Genomic DNA, 20,977 nt, shown 5'->3' on the forward strand with positions numbered 1-20,977 from the left:
AAAGTCATTGGGGCGTTCGAATGCAACTGGGTCTGATCGGCTACTACAGCGACTTCGTCGTCTATCCCCTGGTGATCGCCGTGCTTGGCGTGGCCGGGCTGATCGAGGCCGGGGAAGAAAGCGCGCCGGACTGGATCGGCACCGTGCTGGTCTGTCTCGGTCTGTGGACGCTGATCGAATACGTCCTGCACCGCTTCGTCCTTCATCACATCCCCTACATCAAGGATCTGCACGACCGCCATCATGTCGAGGAGCGCAGTTCTGTGGGCACGCCCACCTGGCTCAGCCTCGGTGTGCATGCGCTGGTCGCACTGCCCGTATGGCTGCTCGCCGGCTTCGCTGCTGCCAGCGCGGTGAGCTGCGGGCTGATGCTGGGCTATCTCTGGTACATCAGCGTCCACCACATGATCCACCACTGGCATCCGGCGCATCCGAGCTACCTCTACACGCTCAAGCGCCGCCACGCCGTGCATCATCATGTCGACGAGACCGCCAATTTCGGCGTGACGTCGATAATCTGGGACCGGATTTTCGGCACCGCGCGGCTCTGAGAACGGATGCGGCCTGTGCGGCCAGCCCAAGCGGCGCAGGCGCCTGGGGATAATGCCAGCGATGTCCCGATGGCGGACGTTTCCGGCATTGTGCTTGCTGCCGCGCTGCAATAGGCAGGCGAGGTGCCGTAGTTATAAATCAGATTTACCTAATATAATTTGGCGTTGCTCAGGCAATGCCGTAATGCCTTGTCAGCCATCAAAGGATTGTCCGCGTGCCGAAACTCAAGTCCATCTATCGTGTTGTCATTCTGTCGGGTTTCGTTGCCATGACGAATTTTGCCGGCAGTGCGATGGCCGCCGTGGCCGATGCCGCATTCTTCGATGCCGCGCTGTGCAAGCCGCCTTATTCCACGGCTTCGGCAACGGAAATCTACGATGCGGCGGAAAAGCTGGCCAAGCCTGATATGTCTTCGCTGGGCGCCGCGATCTACAAGATCCCGCAGCAGATCGGCCGCGACGGCTTCGAGTCGGACGAAGTGTTCTTCGCCTCGAGCGCGGTCGGTGTGCTCATCAAGGGCGAGCGCGCCGACGAGCTTGCCAAGGCCTATGGCCTGAAGCCCGAGACGTCGGATCTGATGGGTGCCTCCAGCAAGGGCTATGCGCTGGAACTGCCGGCGGACCAGCAGCCGCCGGAGGGACTGGCCGGCCCGGGAAAGGTGTCGATCGTGGCGCGCGAGGGAAGCGCGCTTGAAGGCAGGACGTTGCTCGCCTGCGAGTTCGTGCCGGACGGATTCTAACGTAGGCCGCATCGGCGGCTTGGCTACAATTCCTTCTGCGCCAGTTCCCTGAATTCGTCGGGCACCGAGCGGGCCGCCTCCAGCGCCACAGTGCCGTAGCCGACCGCCTGTTTGCCGAAGCGTTCGCGGATCTTGTCGATGGCGCGGTCAGCGCCGAAGCGTGCCAGGCCTTTTCGGCTGCCCGGGCGGCGCTTCTCGTCGGCGAGGCCGAGCGGCAGGTCGAGCTGCAGTTCCGCGCTTTCTTCCAGATGCGAGACCGAAATCGCCAGCAGCGAGATCGTCTTCTCGTGGCGATGGTCGGCGAGCACGCCCTGCACCAGGTCCTGCGCGATTTCGGCCAGCATTGCGGTCGCCGAGATCGGCTGCTCCAGCGTGATCGAGCGTGTGACGGCGCTGAGATCGGCAAAGCGCACGCGCACCGTCACCGTGCGGCCGGGGCGGTTCTTGGCGCGCAGCCGGCTGGCGACACGGTCGGCCAGATGCAGCAGCGCCGGCACGATCACCCGCGCCACGGCTGGTTTCATCCCGAGCGCCGATTGCGCGCCGGCCGAGTGCGCCCGACGCTTCGTCTCCAGCTTGCGCGGATCGCGATTCCAGGACAGCGCCGCGAGTTTTTCGCCGGCGGCGGGGCCAAGCAGCCGGGTCAGCGCGCCGCTGTGCGTGCGGGCCAGCTGGCCGATGGTCTCGACGCCGATCTCGGCCAGCCGCGCCCTGGTTGCCGGTCCGACGCCCCACATCAGGCCGACCGGCAAATCGTGCAGGAAGGCAAGCTCGGTGCCGGGCTCGACCACCACCAGCCCGTCGGGCTTGGCGACCTGCGAGGCGATCTTGGCCAGATGCTTGGTGCGCGCCACGCCGATCGAGATCGGCAGGCCAAGTTCGGTCCGCACGCGGCGGCGGATCGCGGCGGCGATCTCACAGGGCGGCCCGAACAGATGCGTGCAGCCGGCGACGTCGGCGAAGGCCTCGTCGATGGAGATGCGCTCGACCAGCGGCGTGAAATCGTCGAGCACCCTGATCGCGGCGTCTCCCAGCCGCTGGTAGTGGCTGAAATTGCCGCCGACGAAGATCAATTGCGGGCAAAGCTCGCGCGCCTTGCGCCCCGGCATGCCGCCGCGCACGCCGAAGGCGCGCGCCTCATAGGATGCCGCGAGCACCACGCCGCCGCCGACCGCGATCGGCTTGCCGCGCAGCGCCGGGTCGAGCAATTGCTCGACCGAAGCATAGAAGGCGTCGAGATCGGCATGCAGGATGGTGGCCGTCGTTTCCATCCCGTTCCGCTCATCCGCGATTGCTGATAGATCGGAACAAATAAAGAACATAAAGGGATCGTTGTCAATCGGAGCTCGGCGCGCCGATACCCCTTGGCGGTAACCGAGGCGCGAAAAGCTCCTCCTTCCGCCCTGCGCAAGAAGGAAGCTGCGCATCCCTAGACGATATGCTCCGCCCGCAGCGCCGCCTTCATCCGTTCCAGCGCCGGCTCGCCGCCCGCCGCCAGTTCGTCGGCGATGCGGGCCAGCTTGTCGTCGGACTTGCGGTGCTTGCTGCCCCAGGCGCCGAGCGTGGCCAGCACCGGCAGCAGATCGATGCCGGCCTCGGTCAGCCGGTAGATCGCCTTCAGCCCGTGGCTCGGGTCGTCGCTGCGGGTGAGGATGCCTTCATCCTGCAGTGTCTGCAGCCGCTCGGCCAGCGTGCGCGAGGAGATGCCTTCATCGGATTGCAGGAATTCGCGAAAATGCTTTTTGCCGGCGAAGATCAGGTCGCGGATGATGAGCAGCGTCCAGCGGTCGCCGAGCAATTCAAGCGACAGGTTGATCGGGCAACCGGATCGTTCGCGCGTCGACATCCCAGTGGTTCCATTTTTAAATCAATTTACTATTGACATCATTCTTGCCATGCGTCAAATGGTTCCAAAAGTAAATCAATTGCGGCCCGACGGCTCGCGGTTTCACCAGGAGGAGGACGTCATGAGCAAACAAACCATCGGCAAAACCAGCGCGCCAAGGACCGTCGTGGTCGTCGGTGCCACCAGCGACGTCGGCGGGCAAGTCGCTTCGGTGCTGGCCGGGCAGGGACATGCGGTGCGCGCCGTGGCGCGGAGCCTGGGTGTCGCGCTCGACGATGCCGCGGCACTCGCGTCCGCCTTCGCCGGCGCCGACAGCGCCTATGTGATGATCCCCTTCGACGTCACCGCGCCGGACCTGCATCGTTTCGAGGATGAGGTCGGTGAGCGGCTGGCGGAAGCCATCAGGACTTCGGGCGTGCGCCGCGTCGTGCTGCTCAGCGGCCTCAACACGCATCTCAGGATGGGGACTTCGCTGGGCGCCGCGATGATGGAAGAGCGGCTCGAGACGATCGGTCTCGACGAGCTGGTGTTCCTGCGCGCGTCCTTCTTCATGGAGAATTTCGTCAGGGGCATGGGCTTTATCGAGCAGGCCGCCGGAGGCGTCTTCGCCACGCCCTTCCGTGGCGATCTGCCGATGCCGTTGATCGCCGCGCGCGACATCGGCCAGCGCGCCGCCGCCTTGTTCGGCGCGGAGCGTTTGCCGGCCGGGCGCGTCGTCGAGCTGCATGGCGGCGGCTATTACACATTCGAGCAGGCGACCGGCATTCTCGGCAAGGCTATCGGCCGCGAGGTGACCTATCATGCGGCGCCTTTTGCCGATGCCCGCGCCGGGATGATCGCCGGCGGCCTGTCGGCGAGCTTCGCCGATGCGTTGGGCGAGACGGCGGCGAGCTTCAACAGAGGCGAGCGCTGGGCGCTGGAGGCGCCGTCGCCGGACAATGCCACGCCGACCACCTTCGAAGCATGGGCACGAGACTTCGCCCGCTCGCATGGCGCTGCCTGATCTCTTCCCGTGTAGAATCCGAAAACGAGTACAAGCCGATGAAAAAGCTCATCCTGCAGATGCAGATGTCGGTCGACGGTTTCGTCGGCGCCGCCGCCGACCACCCGTGGCAGCTCTGGGAATGGGGCGAGGACAATGGCTGGGACGAGGAGTTGAAACGGGATTTCAACACCGTCTTCGCCGGCATCGACACCATCCTGCTCAGCCGCAAGATGGCCGAGGAGGGCTATCTCACCCATTGGGGCAAGGCGGCGGGGAAATATCCGGTCGATCCCTTCTATGCCTTCGCCCGGCGCATCGTCGACGCGCGCAAGGTGGTGGCGAGCGACAAGCTCCAGGCCCCGCGCTGGGAGCGCACGACGGTGGTGAGCGGCGACCTGGTGCGCGAGGTCGGCGCGTTGAAGGCAGGCGAGGGCGGCGACATCGGCGTGTTCGGCGGCGCCGGCTTCGCGTCGGCGCTGATTGCGGCCGGAGCGGTCGACGAGTTCCAGCTGTTCGTCAATCCGGCGGTGCTGGGCGCCGGCCGCCGCATCTTCGACCAGGGCGGTTTTGGCAGGCTGATTCTACTCGGCTCCAAGGCCTATGCCTGCGGCATGGTGGTCAACCGCTATGCGCCGGCCGGCTGATCGCGGGCGCGCGGGCCTCGCGGCCAAAAAAAGGCGTTTGGCCGGAATCCTTTGCCCGCTTCTCCTCGTCTTCAAGGTGCGGCCGTCGGACGGGCGGCCGCATCAATCCTCAACGGAGAGACAGACCATGATCCTGGTGACGGGCGCCACCGGCCTCAACGGCAAGGCAATCGTGCGCGAATTCGCGCGGCAGAAGCATGAGGTGAGGGCGCTGGTTCGCGATCAGGACCGGGCCGTGGCGGCGGGGCTCGGCGGGCTTGCCGGCGTCGAACTGGTTGGCGGCGACATGCGCCGGGCGCAGACACTTGGCCCGGCGCTCGACGGCATTGACCGCGTGCTGATGATCTCGACGGCAGCCGAGGACATGACGGAAACGCAATGCCGCTTCATCGATGCCTGCAGGCAGGCCGGCATTGCCCATGTGGTGAAGTTTTCAGGTGCCGAATCCAACATCGGCTATGACGCGACGAAGTTCCGCTTCACGCGCATGCATGAGGAGGTGGAGCGCTATCTCGAAGCAGCGGGGATGGCGTGGACGCATCTGCGCCCCAGCCAGTTCATGCAGGTCTATCTGCGCGACGCACCGACCATCGCCGCCGAGGGCGCCTTCTATCTGGCGCTTGGCGACACCGAACTGTCGCCGGTCGATGTCGAGGACATCGCCAAGGTCGCCTTCCGTCTGCTGCGCGACGGCGGTCATGAGAGCGAGAGCCTGGACATGACCGGACCCGAGGCGCTGACCATGAGCGACGTCGCGGCGCGGATATCGCAGGCGATCGGCAAGCCGGTCCGCTATATCGACGTCAGCCCGCAGGAGCGGCGGCGTGCGCTCATGGCCAGCGGTATTTCTCCCGCCTTCGCCGATGCGCTGGACGAGCAGTTGGCCGAGCGGCTGCGACGCCCGAAATCGCGGGTACATCTGGCCACGCATGAAATGTTCGGCGTGCGGGCGACGCCGTTCGTCGAATTCGCGCAGCGCCACACGGCGATGCTGCGAGGCGGGGCATAGAGCGCCGAAAAAACCGTAGCTGGGCGCGTATCCTTTTTGCCTGCCCGTCCGTCTCTGTCTTGAAGGTCGCGCCGAAACCGCGATCCGCAACCACAGGCGACACAGTCATGGCCAGCATCGAGAGCCAGGCAAACAAGAACCACTACGCGGCGATCGCGGCCAATGCGGGCAAGCTGACCAGCCCGCAGGCGATCATCGATTACAACGACGTCAATTGGACGGCGCTGACCGGCGAACCGGGCGGCGTCGACTATGTCGAGGTCGATGCCGGCGGCGTGCCGGCGATGTGGATATTGCCCAAGGGCGCCGACGACAAGCGAGCGCTGCTGTATGCGCATGGCGGCGGCTTCATCGGCGGCTCGATCTACACGCACCGCAAGCTGGTCGGGCATCTTGCCAAGGCGGTCGGCTGCAGGGCGCTGCTTTACAACTATCCGCTGGCGCATCAGGCCAAGCACCCGGCCCAGCTCGAGGCGGCGATGTCGGCCTGGAACTGGCTTGTCGACCAGGGGTTCGACGCCGGCCATGTCGCGCTTGCCGGGGATTCCTGCGGTGCGGTGCTGACCTATGGCGTCCTGCAGCGGTTGCGTGGCGAGGGGCGGCCGCTGCCTGTCGCCGCCTTGATCATTTCGGGCTGGTTCGACATGGCGCTGACCGGCGCCAGCTACGGCACCAACCGCGAAAAGGACCCGGCCTTCGCCAGGGAAGCCGTCGACTGGCTGGTGGGTAATTTCATCGGCGACCGCGACCGGCTCGATCCGGAGGTCAGCGCGCTCTATGCCGACCTCACCGGTTTTCCGCCCGTCTTCCTGCAGGCCGGCGCCGACGAGACGCTGGTCGACGAAAGCCGCATGTTCGCGGAGCGGGCGAGGCAGGCGGGCGTCGAGACGCGGCTCGACGTGTTCGACGGCATGCTGCATTCTTTCCAGATGATGGCCGGCCGGGCGCCGGAAGCCGACGACGCGGTTCGCCGCTTGGCCGCCTGGGTGCGGCCGAGGCTGGGGCTCGCGGACGGCGGCGAAAAAATCGCCGGCGACAAGGCGGCGTGAGCATGTCCCGGTTGATCGTCGAGCTTGCGCATGGTGAAGTGCCGCGCTTGCGCAATGGTGCGATGATGCGGCGATGAACCAGCATATCCGCAAACCCCGTGAAACGAGGCGAGGCGTCGAGCCGCGCCTCGACCCCGAAGGGCTGTTCGACCTGCGCTACAGGGCGTTTCTGGAGACCGTCTCGCATCTGCGCGTCAGGCTGCATCGATATTGCGCGCGCATGACCGGCTCGGTGCTCGACGGCGAGGACATCATGCAGGAGGCGCTGTTCGAGGCTTATCGCAAGATCGGGCAGCTCGACGATGTCGGGGCGTTGCGGCCGTGGCTGTTTCGCATCGCCCATAACAGGTGCATCGATTTCATCAGGAGCCGCGGCGTGCGGCTCAAGGCCGAAGCCGGCTATGCGGCCGACGAGATCGTGCTGCCCGTCGAGCCGGCTGGTCCGGGGGCCGGCCGCGCCATCGAGCGGCTGGTCGTGCACCTGCCGCCGAAGGAGCGCGCCTGCGTGCTGCTCAAGGATGTCTTCGACCACTCGCTGGAAGAAATCGCCGGCCTGGTCGGCTCGACATCGGGCGGGGTGAAGTCGGCGCTCAACCGCGGACGCGCCAAGCTCGCCGCCTTGCCCGCGCAGCCGTCCACGGCGCCGGCACACGACCCCGAACTGGAACGGCTGCTTGGCCGTTATGTCGAACTCTTCAATGCCAGGGACTGGGACGGCGTGCGGGCCCTGACCAGCGCCGATGCGCGGTTGCGTGTCTCGGACTGCTACAATGGCCTGCTCTCGGCTTCGCCCTATTTCGTCGAATATGAGCGCGGCGAGCCCTGGCGCATGCGGCCAGGCGCGGTCGAAGGGGAGATCGTGCTGGTCGTCGACAGACTGCGTGACGAGGTCTGGCGGCCGGCCTATTTTGTACGGATCCGTGCCGAGGGCGGCGTCATCGACCGCATCGCCGATTACTATGCCTGTCCGTGGATGCTGGACATGCTGGCCGCCGACGCGGGATATGAATCCCCCTGGGAGTAGGAAGAAACGCCTATTTCGCATCATGAAAAATGATGCCGACCGTGTGGCGCATGCCTGAGCGCAGGCGGCTGACGCCGTGGCGCAGGTTGACGCGGTAATTGCCCCTGGTTCCCTGCACCGGCCGGTTGTGGACGGCGAAGGCGACCGCGTCGCCCTGGCGCAAAGGCACCACCTCGACCCGGCTCTGCATGCGCGGCCGCTGTTCGGTCAACGCGAATTCGCCGCCGGTGAAATCCTCGCCGGGTTCGGACAGCAGGATCGCCACCTGCAGCGGAAAGGCGAGGTCGCCATAGAGGTCCTGATGCAGGCAGTTGAAGTCGCCGGGCACATATTGCAGCAGGAGCGGCGTCGGCCTGGCCTGGCCTGCGGCATGGCACTGGTCGAGGAATTCGCCATGCGACCGGGGATAGCGCATGGCGATGCCCATGCGCTCGTTCCAGCGGTTGGCGACCTCGGCCAGCCTGGGATAGAGCGCGGTGCGCAGACCGCCGACAAGGTCGGGCAGGGGATAGCGGAAGTAGCGGTACTCGCCCTTGCCGAAACCGTGCCTGGCCATGTGGATGTGGCTGCGGAAGTGCTGCTCCTGCGGATAGAGGCCGGCAAGCTGCCGGCACTCCTGGGGTGAGAGCAGCTTTTCCATCACCGCGCAGCCGAAGCCGTCGAGTTCGGTGGTGAGTGCCGGCCAGTCATAGGCGGCGATGCGTGTCTCGGCGGCTTCGACTGGCGATGCGGCAATCCTGATATCGGCGTTCATATCGCGGCCTCCCGTGCCAGCAAGGCGCGTTTGCGTTCGACACCCCAGCGGTAGCCGGACAGCGAGCCGTCGGCGCGCAGCACGCGGTGGCAGGGAATGCCGAGCGCAATGGCGTTGGCCGCGCAGGCCGTGGCGACGGCGCGGGCGCCGTCCGGCATGCCGAGGCGCCGGGCAAGGGCTGTGTAGGTGACCGTGGCGCCGCACGGGATCGTGCGCAGCGCCTCCCACACGCGCTGCTGGAAAGGCGTGCCGTGGCGCATGTCGAGCGCCATGTCGAGACCGGCGCCCGGCGTTTCGACGAAACGTGCTATCGCGGCGAGATCGTCGCGCAGGCCGGGCTCGTCTTCGATCAGCACGCGGCCCGGGAAGCGCTCGGCAAGATCCTGCTCCAGGGTTTCCGGAGCCGACCCGATCAGGATGGCGCAGACGCCGACCGGGCTGCGCGCGACGAGGATGGCGCCGATCGCGGATTCACCAATGGCATAGGTGACGATGTCGAGGGCGGCCGCTTTGGAGTCCGCCGCCGGCATTGGGGTTTGCATGTGGTTCATTGCCTTCACTCCTTCTGTGTGCCTGAACCCTAACCTTGCGCCGGCCGGCTCTCACTCCGGTGCTTGCTTTCAAATTCGAATTCGTTCGTGCCGTTATCGCCGCGGCGTGCCAACTTCGCCCAAAGCCAAGCGCTCATGCGATCCGCGTCACCGAAGCTTCGCCCAGCACGAACACCTCGCCGGTCGACAGCCGCAGCTCGATCTCACCGCTTGCGGTGCGGCTCCACTCGGCCTTGCCGTCATCCACCCATTCGCCGATGGCGGCCAGCACCAGCGACTTCGCATCGTCCATGTGCCGGCGGACATCGGCCTTGCCATGGATCTGTCGGGTTTCGCCAGCGGCGGGAGAGCTTGCCATTGCGCGCATCGCCGGTTCCCGTCAGTCCCGGGTAGACGGCCAGGCGCTGTCGCTCGGCACCGCCTCGCGCTCGAGCAGAGCGCGTTTGCGCTCCACGCCCCAGGCGTAGCCCGACAGGGCGCCGTCCTGCCTGATGACGCGGTGGCAGGGAATGGCGACCGCGTGGGCATTGGCCGCGCAAGCGGCGGCGACGGCGCGGGTCGCCTTCGGCGCGCCGATACGGCCGGCGATCTCGGCATAGGAGACGGTGCGGCCAGCGGGGATGTCGCGCAAGGCCTGCCAGACGCGTTGCTGGAAGGCGGTGCCGCGCACGTCGAGCGGCAGGTCGAGGCCGAGCGCCGGCGCCTCGACGAAACCGACGACGCGGGCGACGAGCGCCTCATAATCGCTGTCGCCGCCGACCAGCCGCGCCTTGGGGAAACGGTCCTGCAGGTCGCGCACCAGCGCGTCGGGGTCCTGGCCGAGCAGGATCGAGGCGACGCCCTTGCGGCTCGAGGCGACCAGGATGGTGCCCAGTGAGGATTCGCCGACGGCGAAGCGGATTTCCTCATCGGCGCCGCCGGCACGGTAGCGGCTCGGCGTCATGCCGAGCATGCCGGTCGACTTCTCGTAGAAGCGGCCGCTCGAATTGAAGCCGGCATCATAGATCGCCGCCGTCACGCTGGCGCCGTCATCCAGACCCTGGCGGACCCGGGCGGCGCGCCGGGCCGCCGCATAATCCTTCGGCGTCAGTCCTGTGACGGCCTTGAAGACGCGGTGGAAATAGCCGGCGCTGCGGCCGGCGGCAGCGGCCAGTTCGGCAAGCGACGGTTCGGCTTCGCTCGCCTCGATCCTGCGGCAGGCATCCGCCACCATCGCGGCATTGCCGGCCTCAAGCGACGGGCCATCCGGATTGCACCGCCGGCAGGCGCGAAAGCCGGTTGCCTTGGCCAGGGCCAGCGTATCGTGCAACTGCACGTTCTTCGGGTTGGCTCGCCGTGACGGACAGGAGGGCCGGCAATAGACGCCGGTCGTCGCCACCGAATACCAGAATTCTCCGTCGGCCGATTTGTCGCGCGCCACGACGCGCGCCCAGCGCGGATCGTCGATGACCGGCAGCGGCGCGGATTTCAGGTCTCTTTGAAGCGTGATGAACATGGCAGGTACTGAAGCGGTCCCAGGTCGGCCGCGCCACCCGTTTCCTGACAATTATCGCGGGAGCGCCATCACTGGCGACGTCGCGAAATAGCCATGCCGGCCCCATCGGATCAATGCACCAGATCGCCTTGATCAAGCCGAATGGGGTGCGGCGTCATCCTGCGGTTCAACCAATCGTGGGATTTTGACGGTAGTCCGTCTTCATCGCAGCCAAGTCGAATGTCTTGAGGACGAGATACAGATCGTCCTGTCGCGGATCCTGCTTGGCTAGGTAATGGACCATGGCCCGATAGTAGCGGTAGTGCATTGGAGGGTTACGAAGATCATACCGGGAATCGATCTTCCGTTGGTGCTGGAGGTCGTGGAACATCCAGAAAATGCCCATGAATGAGAAAAATTCATTGGGATATGCCGTCACAAGGTCCCGGGTCTCGGGCGGGAGCAGCCCTTTTATCTTCACCAGCTTGATCGGCTCGAGACCGTTTTGCGTCATCGCCCACAAGAGGATGGCAAGGGTCTTTATGAAGCTCAGTTCGCCGAAATCAGCTTCAAGCACCCCCTGGGCCATGGCCTCGCCGAGAGCCTTCTGACGCCATAGAACGTATGACTCTCGCCAATGGCCCATGACTTGCGCCAGAGCGGCATCGTCCCAAATTATCAGGCACTCGCCAAATCCTGCAGCGTATTCATCCGCATACCATTTGATCTTCTGCCTCGCGAACGCACTGCCCTGGATAAAATGCAGTGAATCGAGGTCCGCATGCGTGACGCGGTTTTCCACCCCAAAATTCCCCCCGTCCCCTATTTCTTCACGTAAAAAAGGGGGCTGCACGGCCCCCTTTCGTCTCCCAGAAATACTATCGCTTATTCTGCGGATGCTGCCTGCGCTCTTGCGTGGTCCCGGATATAGCTGGAAAGCTGCGCATCTGTCCACATCTGTACGGTCTCCGACGTGCGATTCGAGCCATAGCCCTGGACATGCGGCAATTGCCGCGCTGCTTCCTTGGCCTTGAGCGCATCCGCGTGCGCTTGATCGAAATCATTCATCGTCGTATTCCCTTGTTGATCGCAACCAGATCCCCTCTGGCTGCATCAGGGGCCATAAAAATCCTAGTTGTACCGGCAAGTCAAACGCCGGGCCGGCAACGTGGTTGCACAACAAGCGTTTCTTCAACCAATATAGTGAAAATGTGGCGAATTCAGCTTGCTCGACGACTGAAGTAAGCCCTGCCTCAGCTGGTTTCAACCCGAAGTGTGGCATTCCAGCCACGGTGCCGCGAACAATTGCGTGATTGGCGAAGGTCGATTCGGACGTTCCGTCAAACCGTCGAAAGTGGCCCGCATGCCGCGTGCGAGCCACTTTCACGTGTGCGGGCGCCTCAGGCGGCCTTGATCAGGCCGAGCTGGGTAAGGGCGGCGACGCCGTCGTCGAGCCCGATCTCCTCGACGATCCTGCCGTCGATCACCTTGAGCACCGTGGTGCCGGTGAAGCGCATGGCGCGGCCGGTGGCGGCCGGCAGCGAGCCGGTCAGGAAATCATCGAAGGCCGGGCCGGTATGCGTGCCGCCGCCTTCCCATTGGCCGACGACATAGTCGCCCTCGGCGATGAGATCGGCGGTCGCCCAGAAGTTGAGATCCGGGAAGGCGGCGCGGAAATCGGTCATGAAGGCCTTGATGTCGTCGCGGCCACGGCGCGGCTCATGCAGCGAATATTTCAGCAGCATGTCGGGCGCGGCGATGTCGTCGACGACGGCGAGGTCGCAGGTTTCACCCCAGAAGTCGGTGAACCATCTGACGACGACGGCCTTGTTGTCTTCTTGCTTGGTCATAGGGAGGTCCTCTTCCTGTTTGCGGGAGATCGCCGGATTGGTCGGCGAACCCGCGTCATCAGTAGGACCGACTGCCGGCGACCGAACTCCGGTTCTTGCCGGACAATCGAAAGACGGAGCCGTGGTAACGGCGGACGGGAAGCCGGCGGCCGACCGTCTGGCATTGCCGGTAACTGTTTCTTCTCTGGTTTTGCCGCAGATTGCCCGCGATTGGGCAGGCGAAACGGAAAATGGCGCGTCAGGGCAAGAAAAGCCGCGATGGAACGAGGTGGGAACGCGCGCTGGAACGCGCTCATCTTGGCGTCTGGGATTGGGATCTGCGCACCGGCGACTGCTTCTACTCTGCGACCTGGGCGCGTATGCTGGGCTATAGCCAGGATGAGCTCGCCAACACCAGCGACCTCTGGTTTCGTCTTACCCACCCCGACGACCGCGAACGGGCGCTGGCCAGCGGCGACCGCCACATTGCCGGGCTGACCGACGCCATCGAGACCGAACTCAGGCTTAAGCACAAGCAGGGCCACTGGGTCTGGGTGCTCGACCGCGGCGGCATCGTCGAGCGCGACGCGGCCGGCCGGCCGCTCAGGCTGATGGGCGTGCAGACCGACATCTCCAGGCAGAAGGCGGCCGAGGCCGAACTCGAACAGGTCAATGTGCGCTTCCGCCTGGCGCTCGCCGCCAGCGGCACCGGCATCTGGCATCACGATATCGCCACCCGGAAGAGCTATTGGGATACCCGCACCCGGGAGATATTCGGCCTCGTCGCCGATACCGACGAGGTGTCGGCCGACCTCTGGCACACCTATCTGCATCCCGACGACAAGGAGGCGACCGAACGCGTCCACCAGGTGTCGCTGGGAACGGACACCATCATAGCCAGCCAGTACCGCATCGTCAGGCGCGACGGCTGCGTCCGTCATGTCGAATCGCTGGTGCGTTTCATCGCCGCCGGCGAAGCGGGGCAGATCCTCGGCACCGTGCGTGACATCACCGAAGACAAGCTGCGCGAGCAGGAACTGGCTTATGCTGCCCGCCACGACGCGCTGACTGGGCTCCTCAACCGCGCCGCCTTCGACAGGCTGCTCGCCGATCATATCGCCACGGGCGCACCGCTGGCGGTGTTCTATGTCGACCTCGACTACTTCAAGGCGCTCAACGATTTCGCCGGCCACGCCGCCGGCGATCTGGCGCTGAAGAGCGTCGCGGCGGGCATCGGTCGCTGCCTGCCGCCATCGGCGCATGCGGCGCGGCTCGGCGGCGACGAGTTCGCGCTGCTGGTGCCCGATTGCGATGCCGCTGAAGCCGAGCGGTTGGCGGGGGCCATCCTGGCGGCGGTGCGCGATGCCGATCTCGGCCTCGCCGCGACGTCGCGGCGGCTGGCGGCCAGCATCGGCATCGCGATCGTCCACGACCGTCTCACCACGGTTGCCGACGCGCTGGCCTGCGCCGACGATGCCTGCTACGCGGCCAAGGCCGCCGGGCGCGATCGCTTCGCGCTGTTTTCGGCCGATGCGGCCTCAGGTTCGGGCGGCCTCAACGCGGCACGGCTCGCCGCCGACACGGTGGACGCCATGGAGGACGGCAGGCTGAAACTGTTCGGCCAGCAGATCCACCGGCTTGGCAGGCCCTGGCAGGAGAACCGCCATGTCGAGGTGCTGGCGCGGCTTGACGGAAAGGGCGGCCGGCTGATTCCGCCCGGCGAGTTCATTCCGGCGGCGGAGCGCTTCGGCATTGCCGCGCGGCTCGACCGCTGGATCATCCGCACCGCGCTGTCGCGGCACGGCGCGGCGATGAAATCGGGCGCGGTCACGCTCGGCTTCAACCTGTCGGCGCAGACGCTGAGCGATCCCGGGCTGTGGGACTTCGTCGACCGCATCATCGAGGAAACGGGGGCGCCGCACCAGGGCATCGGCTTCGAGATCACCGAAACCGCAGCCGTCACCAATTTCGATGCCGCCGAAACCTTCGTGCGCAAGGCACGCGAGCGGCGCTGCCGGGTCAGCCTCGACGATTTCGGCGCCGGCATGAGCTCGTTCGAATATCTCAGGCGCTTCCCCGTCGACGCCATCAAGATCGACGGCTCCTTCATCGAGCACATCACGGAAAGCCGTTTCGACCGCGAGATCGTGCTGGCCATCACCAGCATTGCGCGCAGCCTCGGCTGCGCCGTCGTGGCCGAGAAGATCGAGCGGCAGGACACGGTGGCGATGCTGCGCGACATGGGCGTCGAGTTCGGCCAGGGTTTTCTGCTGCACCGGCCCGAACCGTTGCAGCACATCGTCAGCCACGCCGCCGGGCCGGCCCGGGAGGCAGCGGCCCGCGAGGCATCCTGAGGCGCGTTGCGTCGAAACGGATGCGGGTGCTGTGCTTCAAGCCCCTGTTCCCGTGCAAATCATAGTTCCCAGGCAAATCATACAATCTGCCGCATAGCGGCTTGCGGAAATTCCAGCACCCCGGGTTCCGGCTTCCTGTGCTGTGCTTCCGCCACCGTCTCGATCAACAGGTCGAGGGCCACACATGCCGAGCGGCTCGTCTCGTCATTGCCGCGCAGATAGTCATAGGCGCGTTCGAGATGGAGACGGGCGGCTGAGAAATCGCTGGTCAATGATTCCCTCCATGATCCCGCCCTAATGTATCTTGGCCGGCTTGGCGCAACGTGCGGTAAATATTCATAGGCGCCTTTTATTCAAAGGCCGGCGAATGCCCTGGCAAGGCGCGGCGGCGGCTGGCCGATCTTGTCAGGAATGATGCCGCCCGCGGCTTTGCGCGAGGGAACGGCGCGGCTAGGGTGCGCTTTTTTGTCCGAGGCGAAATCGATGATCGTACAGGCCTGCATCAACGGCGCGCGTCCGCGCGATTTCCATCCCGGCCTGCCGCTGACGGTGCAGGCGATGGCAGCCGATGCAGCGGCCTGCGTCGCCGCGGGGGCGGCCGAGCTGCACATTCATCCGCGCGACGCCGGCGGACGCGAAAGCCTGGCCGCCGTGGATGAGACGGTGCTTGCCGTGCGCCAGGCCTGTCCGGGCACGCTGATCGGCGTGTCGACCGGCGCCTGGATCGAGAACGATGTGGAGCGGACCCGCGCGGCGATCGCCGGCTGGCGGGAACTGCCCGATTACGCCTCGGTCAATCTCTCGGAAGCCGACGCGCCTGGTGTGATGGCGTTGCTGCGCGGGCGCGGCGTCGGCGTCGAGGCCGGGCTGGCCACGGTGACCGACGCCGAGCGCTTCGTGGCGCTTGCCGATCGTATCGGCGTGCTGCGCATCCTGATCGAGATCGACATACCGGACCTGTCCGCCGCGCTCGACGAGGCGCATGGCATCGCATCGGTGCTCGAACGCGCCGGTGTGCGCCGGCCTATCCTGCTGCACGGCGTCGATGCCACCGTATGGCCGTTCTTGGAACTGGCACAGGGCAAGCGCTGGTCGACGCGGGTCGGGCTGGAGGATGGCAGGACGCTGGCGGACGGAAGGATCGTGAAGGACAATGCGGAAATCGTCGCGTCCGCGGTGGCGATGTTTCGGTCGACCACCGCGGCCTAGCATTTCGAGGCTTCAGCCGGACGGCGCCGGCCTTATCCCAGAATGATACCGATCGCCTGATCGACCACCGGATGCAGGCCGCTGGCCTGGAAGGACAGGCGGTTGCCGGAGCCGACATTGCTGGTCATGGCGATGGTGAGGTCCGTCAGCGGATCATGCAGCATGACCGCGACATAGCCCGGAATGCTGCCCTGATGGCCGTAGAAGGCGCGGTCGGCATAGGCGCTCTGGAACATGCCGGCGCCCGTCTCGCGCATGCGCGTGCCGGGGAAGCTTGCCGGCACACGGTTCTCGAACATCTCGGCGAAGTAGGGCGGCGACAAGAGTGTTCCGGAGAACAGGCCGCGCATGAAACCCACCATGTCGGAAGGGGTCGACACCATGTCGCCGCAGCCATAAGCGGCGCCGTAGGGAAAAGCGTTGGAGGAATCCTGCAATTCGTTGGAATAGGGCAGCACACCGTCCATGCGCCACATCTCGCCGCCCGAGGCGATATCGGTGGGCGCGTTCGGCGCCGGCGGCGGGCGGTGATAATAGCCGCGCACCATCGATTTCTCGGGAAACGGCTCGGTCGCCGGCGACCAGGTGTTCTTCAGGCCAAGCGGCTCGAGGATCGCGCTCCTGACATAGGCGCCGAGCGACTGGCCTGACACCGCCTCGATCACCATGCCGGCCAGGACATAACCGGTGTTGTTGTAGACTGCGGGTCCGCCCGGTGCCTTCTGCTTGTCGGAGGCGAAGGCGATGTCGACCAGCTGTTGCGGCGTCCACTGCCGGGTCGGGTCCATCGGAATGTAGTATTCGAATTCCGGCAGGCCGTTGCGGTGGTTGATCAACTGGCGCACTGAGATGGCGCTCGCGCCCGGCAGGTCCGGGAACCAGGACGAGATCGGCGCGCCGAGGTCGAGCCTGCCGGTCTCGGCAAGCTTGACCAGGGCGGCGGCGACGAAGGTCTTGGTGCAACTGCCGATCTTGAACAGCTGGTCCGGCGTGACGGGCGCGCCATGCCCGCGGTCGGCCAGGCCTGCCGTGAGGGCCGTCGGCGCGGCATCACCCCTGGCATAGGCGAGCGATGCGCCAACCGCGCCATCGGTGAGGTAGCTGGCGAGGAGGGCGTTCAGGTCTTTGGGCATGGATGTCTCGCTTTCTTTTTTTCTTCTCCCACAAGGGGAGAAGGGAAGGGCGGCGCGCTTCACTCCGCCATGTCGACAGCGGCGAAATTCTGCCGGCCGAAGGGGTCGAGCACGTAGTTGAGCACGCTCTTGCGGATCGGGATCGCAACCATCGAGTGGGCGATCGGCGCCACCGGCACTTCTTCCTTCAGGATCGCCTGCGCCTTGCCGTAGATCGCGGCCCGCTCCTTCGGGTCGGCGGCGACGCGGCCTTCGTCGAGCAGCTTCTCGAAATCCTTGTCGCACCAGCGCGAGCGGTTGGAGCCGCCCTTCACGCCGTCGCAGGACAGGAGATAGCTCAGCATGTTGTCGGGATCGCCATTGTCGCTGCTGCCGCCGAGCAGGAACGTGTCCTGTTCGCCCGCCGCCGTGCGCTTGAGGTATTCGCCCCATTCGAAGCTGACGATTTCCGATTGCACGCCGACCTTGGCCCAGTCGGCCTGGATCATCTCGGCCATGCGCTTGGCGTTGGGGTTGTAGGGGCGCGACACCGGCATCGCCCACAGGCTGATCTTCAGGCCGCTTTCGTGACCGGCCTCCTTCAACAGCTTCTTCGCGCCATCGGGATCATAGTCGATACCGGCATCGGTCACGGCGCCGAGCTGCGCCGGCGGCACGACGCTGCCGGCCACCGTGCCGGCCCCGGCATAGACGGCATCGACGATCGCCTTGCGGTCGACTGCCTTGGCGAGCGCCGTGCGCACCCGGACATCGCCCAGCGGCTGGTGTTCGACATTGAAGCCGAGGATGCCGATGTTCTGGCCCTTGAGGTCGAGGACAGTGATATCCGGATCGCTGCGCAGGTCGGCGACGGCACTTGGCGGCGGCGGCGCGGCGACCTGGCATTCATTGGCCTTGATGCGCTCGACGCGGGTGGTCGGCTCGGGCGTGATGGCGAAGACCAGCGTGTCGATCTTCGGCGCGCCGCGCCAATAGTCGGGGTTGGCGGCGTAGCGGACCTGGCTGTCGGGCACATAGGCCTGGAGCACGAACGGGCCGGTGCCGACCGGGGCGCTGTCGATCAGTTCCGGCGTGCCGGCCGCCACCATCTTTTCGGTCTGTTCCAGCGACAGGATGGAGAGATAGTCGAGCGCCAGCCCGGCGAGGAAGGTGACGTTCGGAGCCGTCAGCGTGAAGCGCACCGTGTAGTCGTCGAGCTTGTCTATCTTGTCGATCAGCGTGCCCATGCCCAGCGCGTTGAAGTACTCGTAATTCCCGCCGCCGAGCTTGTGATAGGGGTTGTTGGCGTCGCGCTGACGGTTGAAGGTGTAGAGCACGTCGTCGGCGTCGAAATCGCGCGAGGGCGTGAAATGCTCGTTCGACTGGAACTTCACGCCGTGCCGGAGATGGAAGGTGTAGGCCTTGCCATCAGGCGAAACGTCCCAGCTTTCGGCCAGCGCCGGTCCGACCTCGGTCGTGCCCGGCTTGAACTCGACCAGCCGGTTGAAGATCGTCTTGGCGGCGGCGTCCATGGTGGAATCGGCGATGCCGATCGCCGGGTTGAAGGTTTCCGGATTGGCTTCCGAGCAATAGACCAGGGTCTTGGCATAGGCTTGCCCGCCCAGAAGGACGGATGAAGCAAGCAGGGATGAGGCAAGCACTGTGCGCAGAACGGTGGATTTCATCGCAAACGCTCCTGATGACACATTCGGGGTTGAGGAAAGGAACTTCATGGCGTCGCCGCCGGGACGAGGAAGCGGTCGGGCGCCAGCGCCGCGGCGCTGACGCCGAGCGCCGTGATATCGGCGGGCAGAGGCGCGCCGCGCATCAGCGCCGCGCTCAGCCTGGCCAGGGTCAGCGACACCTGAAAACCGTAGCCGCCCTGGCCGCCGAGCCAGAAGAAGCCGGGCAGGCGCGGGTCGAAGCCGGCGACCGGCGTGCGGTCGGGCGCGAAGGTGCGCAGGCCCGCCCAAGGCGTCGAGGGACGGCCGATGCGCATCGACGTCGCCTGCTCGATGCGGTCGACGGCGATGGCGACGTCGATGTCTTCGGGCCAGGCGTCGCAAGGTTCGGTGTCGGTCTCATCGGCGAGCGAGCCGATCAGCCTGCCGGCATCGGGCTTGAAATAGAACTGTTCATGCAGGTCGACGACCAGCGGCCAGCCGGAAATATCGGCGCCGGCGGGCGCATCGAACAGGAAGGCGGTGCGCCGCTTGGGCTGGAAGCCGAGGCCTGACAGCCCGGCCATTGCGGCGACGAGATCGACCCAGGCGCCGGCTGCATTGACGACGATGTCGGCGGGGTAGACGGCGGCGGCCGTCTCCACCTCGAAAGCACTGCCGTTGCGCGAGATGGCGCGGACGTCCTCGCCGGTGCGGATGACGCCGCCGCCGGCTTTCAGCGCCGAGGCGCTGGCCGCCAGCATCTTGCCGGTGTCGACATCGACCGCGTCCGGTTCGTAAACGCCGCCGCAGGTGGCCTCGGCGGCAATGACCGGAACCAGCGCGTTCAGCTCGGCCGCGGACATTCGCCGCACGGATGGCACCAGCGCCTGCAATTCGCCGGCCAGCCGGTCTATTGCCGCATCGTCGCCGCTCCAGCCGACATGCAGCGCGCCGCGCCGATGGGCGACGAAACCGCCGCCGACGATGGCCTGCCGGCTGGCCAGCGTCAGCGCGCGCACCAGCCGGTTGCCATAGGTCTCGGTGAACAGGGCGGCGGATCGGCCGCTGGCGTGGTAGCCGAGATGCGTCTCGCGCTCGAGGACAGTGACGTCGGCCCAGCCGGCGACGGCGGCGGCGAGCGAGAGGCCGGCAATGCCGCCGCCGATGACGACGATCTTTGGGGAGGACTTCGACTGCATCCATCAGTCGTAAAAATAATTTCGTATCCCGTCAATATTTAGCGTATAAGAAAATTGTTGGCGTTGTTGATGGCGCAGGGGAGTTCGACTACCTAGGGTGGAGCGGCGCGATCCCGCGCCTTGGAGCTGGCAATGTCGGAGCAACCCAATCTCGGTGATTGTCTGCGCGCTTTGAGAAAGACGCATGGCTGGACCCTGCAGGAGGTCAGCGCGCTCACCGGCGTCGCGGTGTCGACGCTGTCCAAGGTCGAGAATGACCAGATGTCGCTGAGCTACGACAAGCTGCTGCAGATCTGCGAAGGGCTCGGCATCCATGTGACGGAGCTGCTCAGCGGCGACCGCAATCAGCCTTCGGCGCGCACCCGCCGCTCGGTAACCTCGCAGTCCAACACGCTGCGCCAGCTCACCCGCAATTACGACTACCGCTATCTCGCCACCGATCTGGTGCGCAAGCGCATGGTGCCGATCCACGCCTATGCGCGCGCCCGCACGCCGGAGGAATTCGGCCCGTTGACCCGGCATGCCGGCGAGGAATTCCTGATCGTGCTCAAGGGCGAGATCGAGCTGCACACCGACCAGTACGCGCCGGTGCGGCTGAAAGAGGGCGAGAGCGTCTACATCGATTCCACCATGGGCCACGCCTATCTGTCGGTGGGCGAAGGCGATGCAGAGATGCTGTGCGTCTGTTCCGGCGACGAACCCGATATGGAAGGCACGCTGCTCAGTGTGCTCGACGTGGTGGAGGGGTAGGGGGCGCGCCTGCGTTCCAATTACCGGATGTCGGCGCCGCCCCTCACCTGCCTGCCGGCATCCTCTCCCCGTATAGTGACGGGGAGAGGGACGCTGTCAGGAATGATTTCGCCAATCGCCAGCGCTGCAAGGAAAGTGCCGGCGATTCGGGCAGCCTCTTTCTCCCCGTCACTATACGGGGAGAAATGCCCGGCAGGGCAATGAGCGACTATCTGTTGTGTCAAGTTGCATTT

23 protein-coding genes are annotated in these 20,977 nt (G+C 65.7%); 10 read left to right on the forward strand and 13 right to left on the reverse strand.

Annotated features, from left to right (window positions below; all coding sequences use genetic code 11):
• Positions 1 to 20 precede the first annotated feature (20 nt).
• Both FJ967_RS22755 and FJ967_RS22760 read left to right on the forward strand, forming a co-directional pair.
• A complete protein-coding gene (locus tag FJ967_RS22755; protein ID WP_140734056.1) occupies positions 21 to 551 on the forward strand; it encodes a sterol desaturase family protein in 531 nt (176 codons plus the stop codon).
• A gap of 269 nt (positions 552 to 820) precedes the next feature.
• Positions 821 to 1,291, forward strand: a complete 471-nt coding sequence (locus tag FJ967_RS22760; protein WP_140734087.1) for a hypothetical protein — start codon at positions 821 to 823, stop codon at positions 1,289 to 1,291.
• A 23-nt stretch (positions 1,292 to 1,314) separates the two neighbouring features.
• Here the strand turns inward: FJ967_RS22760 and dinB are convergent, their stop codons facing one another.
• Together dinB and FJ967_RS22770 are read right to left on the reverse strand one after the other, a co-directional pair.
• Positions 1,315 to 2,562 carry a DNA polymerase IV gene (gene dinB / locus FJ967_RS22765; RefSeq protein ID WP_140734057.1) on the reverse strand — a complete coding sequence of 416 codons (1,248 nt, stop codon included), beginning with the start codon at positions 2,560 to 2,562 and terminating at the stop codon, positions 1,315 to 1,317.
• A 158-nt stretch (positions 2,563 to 2,720) separates the two neighbouring features.
• On the reverse strand, positions 2,721 to 3,137 hold the full coding sequence (locus FJ967_RS22770; RefSeq protein ID WP_140734058.1) for a helix-turn-helix domain-containing protein: 417 nt from the start codon (positions 3,135 to 3,137) through the stop codon (positions 2,721 to 2,723).
• 121 nt (positions 3,138 to 3,258) lie between these two features.
• Here FJ967_RS22770 and FJ967_RS22775 point away from each other — a divergent pair, with 121 nt between their 5' ends.
• The 5 genes from FJ967_RS22775 (at position 3,259) to FJ967_RS22795 (ending at position 7,848) form a co-directional block, all read left to right on the forward strand.
• Positions 3,259 to 4,140: an NmrA family NAD(P)-binding protein gene (locus FJ967_RS22775; protein WP_140734059.1), complete on the forward strand. Its 882-nt coding sequence runs from the start codon at positions 3,259 to 3,261 to the stop codon at positions 4,138 to 4,140.
• Between the two features lie 38 nt (positions 4,141 to 4,178).
• On the forward strand, positions 4,179 to 4,766 hold the full coding sequence (locus FJ967_RS22780; RefSeq protein ID WP_140734060.1) for a dihydrofolate reductase family protein: 588 nt from the start codon (positions 4,179 to 4,181) through the stop codon (positions 4,764 to 4,766).
• Between the two features lie 127 nt (positions 4,767 to 4,893).
• Positions 4,894 to 5,775: an SDR family oxidoreductase gene (locus tag FJ967_RS22785; RefSeq protein ID WP_140734061.1), complete on the forward strand. Its 882-nt coding sequence runs from the start codon at positions 4,894 to 4,896 to the stop codon at positions 5,773 to 5,775.
• A gap of 107 nt (positions 5,776 to 5,882) precedes the next feature.
• Positions 5,883 to 6,824, forward strand: coding sequence for an alpha/beta hydrolase (locus tag FJ967_RS22790; RefSeq protein WP_140734062.1), 942 nt, complete (start codon positions 5,883 to 5,885; stop codon positions 6,822 to 6,824).
• A gap of 73 nt (positions 6,825 to 6,897) precedes the next feature.
• A complete protein-coding gene (locus FJ967_RS22795) occupies positions 6,898 to 7,848 on the forward strand; it encodes a sigma-70 family RNA polymerase sigma factor (RefSeq protein WP_140734063.1) in 951 nt (316 codons plus the stop codon).
• A gap of 10 nt (positions 7,849 to 7,858) precedes the next feature.
• On the opposite strand, the gene FJ967_RS22800 is transcribed toward FJ967_RS22795, so the two are convergent.
• The 7 genes from FJ967_RS22800 to FJ967_RS22830 all read right to left on the reverse strand — a co-directional run bounded on the left by FJ967_RS22800 (position 7,859) and on the right by FJ967_RS22830 (position 12,477).
• The gene (locus FJ967_RS22800; protein ID WP_140734064.1) at positions 7,859 to 8,602 is read right to left on the reverse strand and encodes a 2OG-Fe(II) oxygenase; all 744 of its coding nucleotides are present in this window, start codon (positions 8,600 to 8,602) and stop codon (positions 7,859 to 7,861) included.
• Positions 8,599 to 9,153, reverse strand: coding sequence for a methylated-DNA--[protein]-cysteine S-methyltransferase (locus FJ967_RS22805; RefSeq protein WP_140734065.1), 555 nt, complete (start codon positions 9,151 to 9,153; stop codon positions 8,599 to 8,601). Before FJ967_RS22805 ends, FJ967_RS22800 begins: the two co-directional genes overlap by 4 nt.
• A gap of 133 nt (positions 9,154 to 9,286) precedes the next feature.
• Positions 9,287 to 9,511, reverse strand: a complete 225-nt coding sequence (locus tag FJ967_RS22810) for a hypothetical protein (RefSeq protein WP_246675353.1) — start codon at positions 9,509 to 9,511, stop codon at positions 9,287 to 9,289.
• Positions 9,512 to 9,532: 21 nt separating this feature from the next.
• Positions 9,533 to 10,648 carry a bifunctional DNA-binding transcriptional regulator/O6-methylguanine-DNA methyltransferase Ada gene (gene ada, locus FJ967_RS22815; protein WP_140734067.1) on the reverse strand — a complete coding sequence of 372 codons (1,116 nt, stop codon included), beginning with the start codon at positions 10,646 to 10,648 and terminating at the stop codon, positions 9,533 to 9,535.
• A 166-nt stretch (positions 10,649 to 10,814) separates the two neighbouring features.
• Complete coding sequence (locus tag FJ967_RS22820) at positions 10,815 to 11,429, reverse strand: hypothetical protein (protein WP_140734068.1); 615 nt, start codon at positions 11,427 to 11,429, stop codon at positions 10,815 to 10,817.
• Positions 11,430 to 11,512: 83 nt separating this feature from the next.
• Complete coding sequence (locus tag FJ967_RS22825) at positions 11,513 to 11,695, reverse strand: hypothetical protein (RefSeq protein WP_140734069.1); 183 nt, start codon at positions 11,693 to 11,695, stop codon at positions 11,513 to 11,515.
• Positions 11,696 to 12,027: 332 nt separating this feature from the next.
• On the reverse strand, positions 12,028 to 12,477 hold the full coding sequence (locus tag FJ967_RS22830; protein ID WP_140734070.1) for an ester cyclase: 450 nt from the start codon (positions 12,475 to 12,477) through the stop codon (positions 12,028 to 12,030).
• Between the two features lie 230 nt (positions 12,478 to 12,707).
• Between FJ967_RS22830 and FJ967_RS22835 the strand changes: the two genes are divergently transcribed.
• Positions 12,708 to 14,810, forward strand: a complete 2,103-nt coding sequence (locus FJ967_RS22835) for an EAL domain-containing protein (protein ID WP_140734071.1) — start codon at positions 12,708 to 12,710, stop codon at positions 14,808 to 14,810.
• 77 nt (positions 14,811 to 14,887) lie between these two features.
• Here FJ967_RS22835 and FJ967_RS22840 read toward each other — a convergent pair whose 3' ends face one another.
• Positions 14,888 to 15,082, reverse strand: coding sequence for a hypothetical protein (locus FJ967_RS22840; protein ID WP_140734072.1), 195 nt, complete (start codon positions 15,080 to 15,082; stop codon positions 14,888 to 14,890).
• Between the two features lie 211 nt (positions 15,083 to 15,293).
• Here FJ967_RS22840 and FJ967_RS22845 point away from each other — a divergent pair, with 211 nt between their 5' ends.
• Positions 15,294 to 16,019 carry a 3-keto-5-aminohexanoate cleavage protein gene (locus FJ967_RS22845; protein ID WP_140734073.1) on the forward strand — a complete coding sequence of 242 codons (726 nt, stop codon included), beginning with the start codon at positions 15,294 to 15,296 and terminating at the stop codon, positions 16,017 to 16,019.
• A 32-nt stretch (positions 16,020 to 16,051) separates the two neighbouring features.
• Here FJ967_RS22845 and FJ967_RS22850 read toward each other — a convergent pair whose 3' ends face one another.
• From FJ967_RS22850 to FJ967_RS22860, 3 genes are read right to left on the reverse strand one after another with little or no spacing between them, the layout of a single operon-like run.
• A complete protein-coding gene (locus tag FJ967_RS22850; protein WP_140734074.1) occupies positions 16,052 to 17,152 on the reverse strand; it encodes a serine hydrolase domain-containing protein in 1,101 nt (366 codons plus the stop codon).
• 59 nt (positions 17,153 to 17,211) lie between these two features.
• Positions 17,212 to 18,816, reverse strand: a complete 1,605-nt coding sequence (locus FJ967_RS22855; protein WP_140734075.1) for an ABC transporter substrate-binding protein — start codon at positions 18,814 to 18,816, stop codon at positions 17,212 to 17,214.
• Between the two features lie 44 nt (positions 18,817 to 18,860).
• The gene (locus tag FJ967_RS22860; protein WP_140734076.1) at positions 18,861 to 19,994 is read right to left on the reverse strand and encodes an FAD-binding oxidoreductase; all 1,134 of its coding nucleotides are present in this window, start codon (positions 19,992 to 19,994) and stop codon (positions 18,861 to 18,863) included.
• A gap of 132 nt (positions 19,995 to 20,126) precedes the next feature.
• On the opposite strand from FJ967_RS22860, the gene FJ967_RS22865 reads away from it, so the two are divergent.
• The gene (locus FJ967_RS22865; RefSeq protein ID WP_140734077.1) at positions 20,127 to 20,744 is read left to right on the forward strand and encodes an XRE family transcriptional regulator; all 618 of its coding nucleotides are present in this window, start codon (positions 20,127 to 20,129) and stop codon (positions 20,742 to 20,744) included.
• Positions 20,745 to 20,977: the final 233 nt, after the last annotated feature.

The organism is Mesorhizobium sp. B2-3-4, assembly GCF_006442315.1.
Lineage (GTDB): Bacteria > Pseudomonadota > Alphaproteobacteria > Rhizobiales > Rhizobiaceae > Mesorhizobium.

Coding starts and splice junctions, on each gene's coding strand:
- FJ967_RS22755 (WP_140734056.1), top strand. CDS start 21: ATGCAACTGGGTCTGATCGGCTACTACAGCGACTTCGTCGTCTATCCC.
- FJ967_RS22760 (WP_140734087.1), top strand. CDS start 821: ATGACGAATTTTGCCGGCAGTGCGATGGCCGCCGTGGCCGATGCCGCA.
- dinB (WP_140734057.1), bottom strand. CDS start 2,562: ATGGAAACGACGGCCACCATCCTGCATGCCGATCTCGACGCCTTCTAT.
- FJ967_RS22770 (WP_140734058.1), bottom strand. CDS start 3,137: ATGTCGACGCGCGAACGATCCGGTTGCCCGATCAACCTGTCGCTTGAA.
- FJ967_RS22775 (WP_140734059.1), top strand. CDS start 3,259: ATGAGCAAACAAACCATCGGCAAAACCAGCGCGCCAAGGACCGTCGTG.
- FJ967_RS22780 (WP_140734060.1), top strand. CDS start 4,179: ATGAAAAAGCTCATCCTGCAGATGCAGATGTCGGTCGACGGTTTCGTC.
- FJ967_RS22785 (WP_140734061.1), top strand. CDS start 4,894: ATGATCCTGGTGACGGGCGCCACCGGCCTCAACGGCAAGGCAATCGTG.
- FJ967_RS22790 (WP_140734062.1), top strand. CDS start 5,883: ATGGCCAGCATCGAGAGCCAGGCAAACAAGAACCACTACGCGGCGATC.
- FJ967_RS22795 (WP_140734063.1), top strand. CDS start 6,898: ATGAACCAGCATATCCGCAAACCCCGTGAAACGAGGCGAGGCGTCGAG.
- FJ967_RS22800 (WP_140734064.1), bottom strand. CDS start 8,602: ATGAACGCCGATATCAGGATTGCCGCATCGCCAGTCGAAGCCGCCGAG.
- FJ967_RS22805 (WP_140734065.1), bottom strand. CDS start 9,153: ATGAACCACATGCAAACCCCAATGCCGGCGGCGGACTCCAAAGCGGCC.
- FJ967_RS22810 (WP_246675353.1), bottom strand. CDS start 9,511: ATGGCAAGCTCTCCCGCCGCTGGCGAAACCCGACAGATCCATGGCAAG.
- ada (WP_140734067.1), bottom strand. CDS start 10,648: ATGTTCATCACGCTTCAAAGAGACCTGAAATCCGCGCCGCTGCCGGTC.
- FJ967_RS22825 (WP_140734069.1), bottom strand. CDS start 11,695: ATGAATGATTTCGATCAAGCGCACGCGGATGCGCTCAAGGCCAAGGAA.
- FJ967_RS22830 (WP_140734070.1), bottom strand. CDS start 12,477: ATGACCAAGCAAGAAGACAACAAGGCCGTCGTCGTCAGATGGTTCACC.
- FJ967_RS22835 (WP_140734071.1), top strand. CDS start 12,708: ATGGCGCGTCAGGGCAAGAAAAGCCGCGATGGAACGAGGTGGGAACGC.
- FJ967_RS22845 (WP_140734073.1), top strand. CDS start 15,294: ATGATCGTACAGGCCTGCATCAACGGCGCGCGTCCGCGCGATTTCCAT.
- FJ967_RS22850 (WP_140734074.1), bottom strand. CDS start 17,152: ATGCCCAAAGACCTGAACGCCCTCCTCGCCAGCTACCTCACCGATGGC.
- FJ967_RS22855 (WP_140734075.1), bottom strand. CDS start 18,816: ATGAAATCCACCGTTCTGCGCACAGTGCTTGCCTCATCCCTGCTTGCT.
- FJ967_RS22860 (WP_140734076.1), bottom strand. CDS start 19,994: ATGCAGTCGAAGTCCTCCCCAAAGATCGTCGTCATCGGCGGCGGCATT.
- FJ967_RS22865 (WP_140734077.1), top strand. CDS start 20,127: ATGTCGGAGCAACCCAATCTCGGTGATTGTCTGCGCGCTTTGAGAAAG.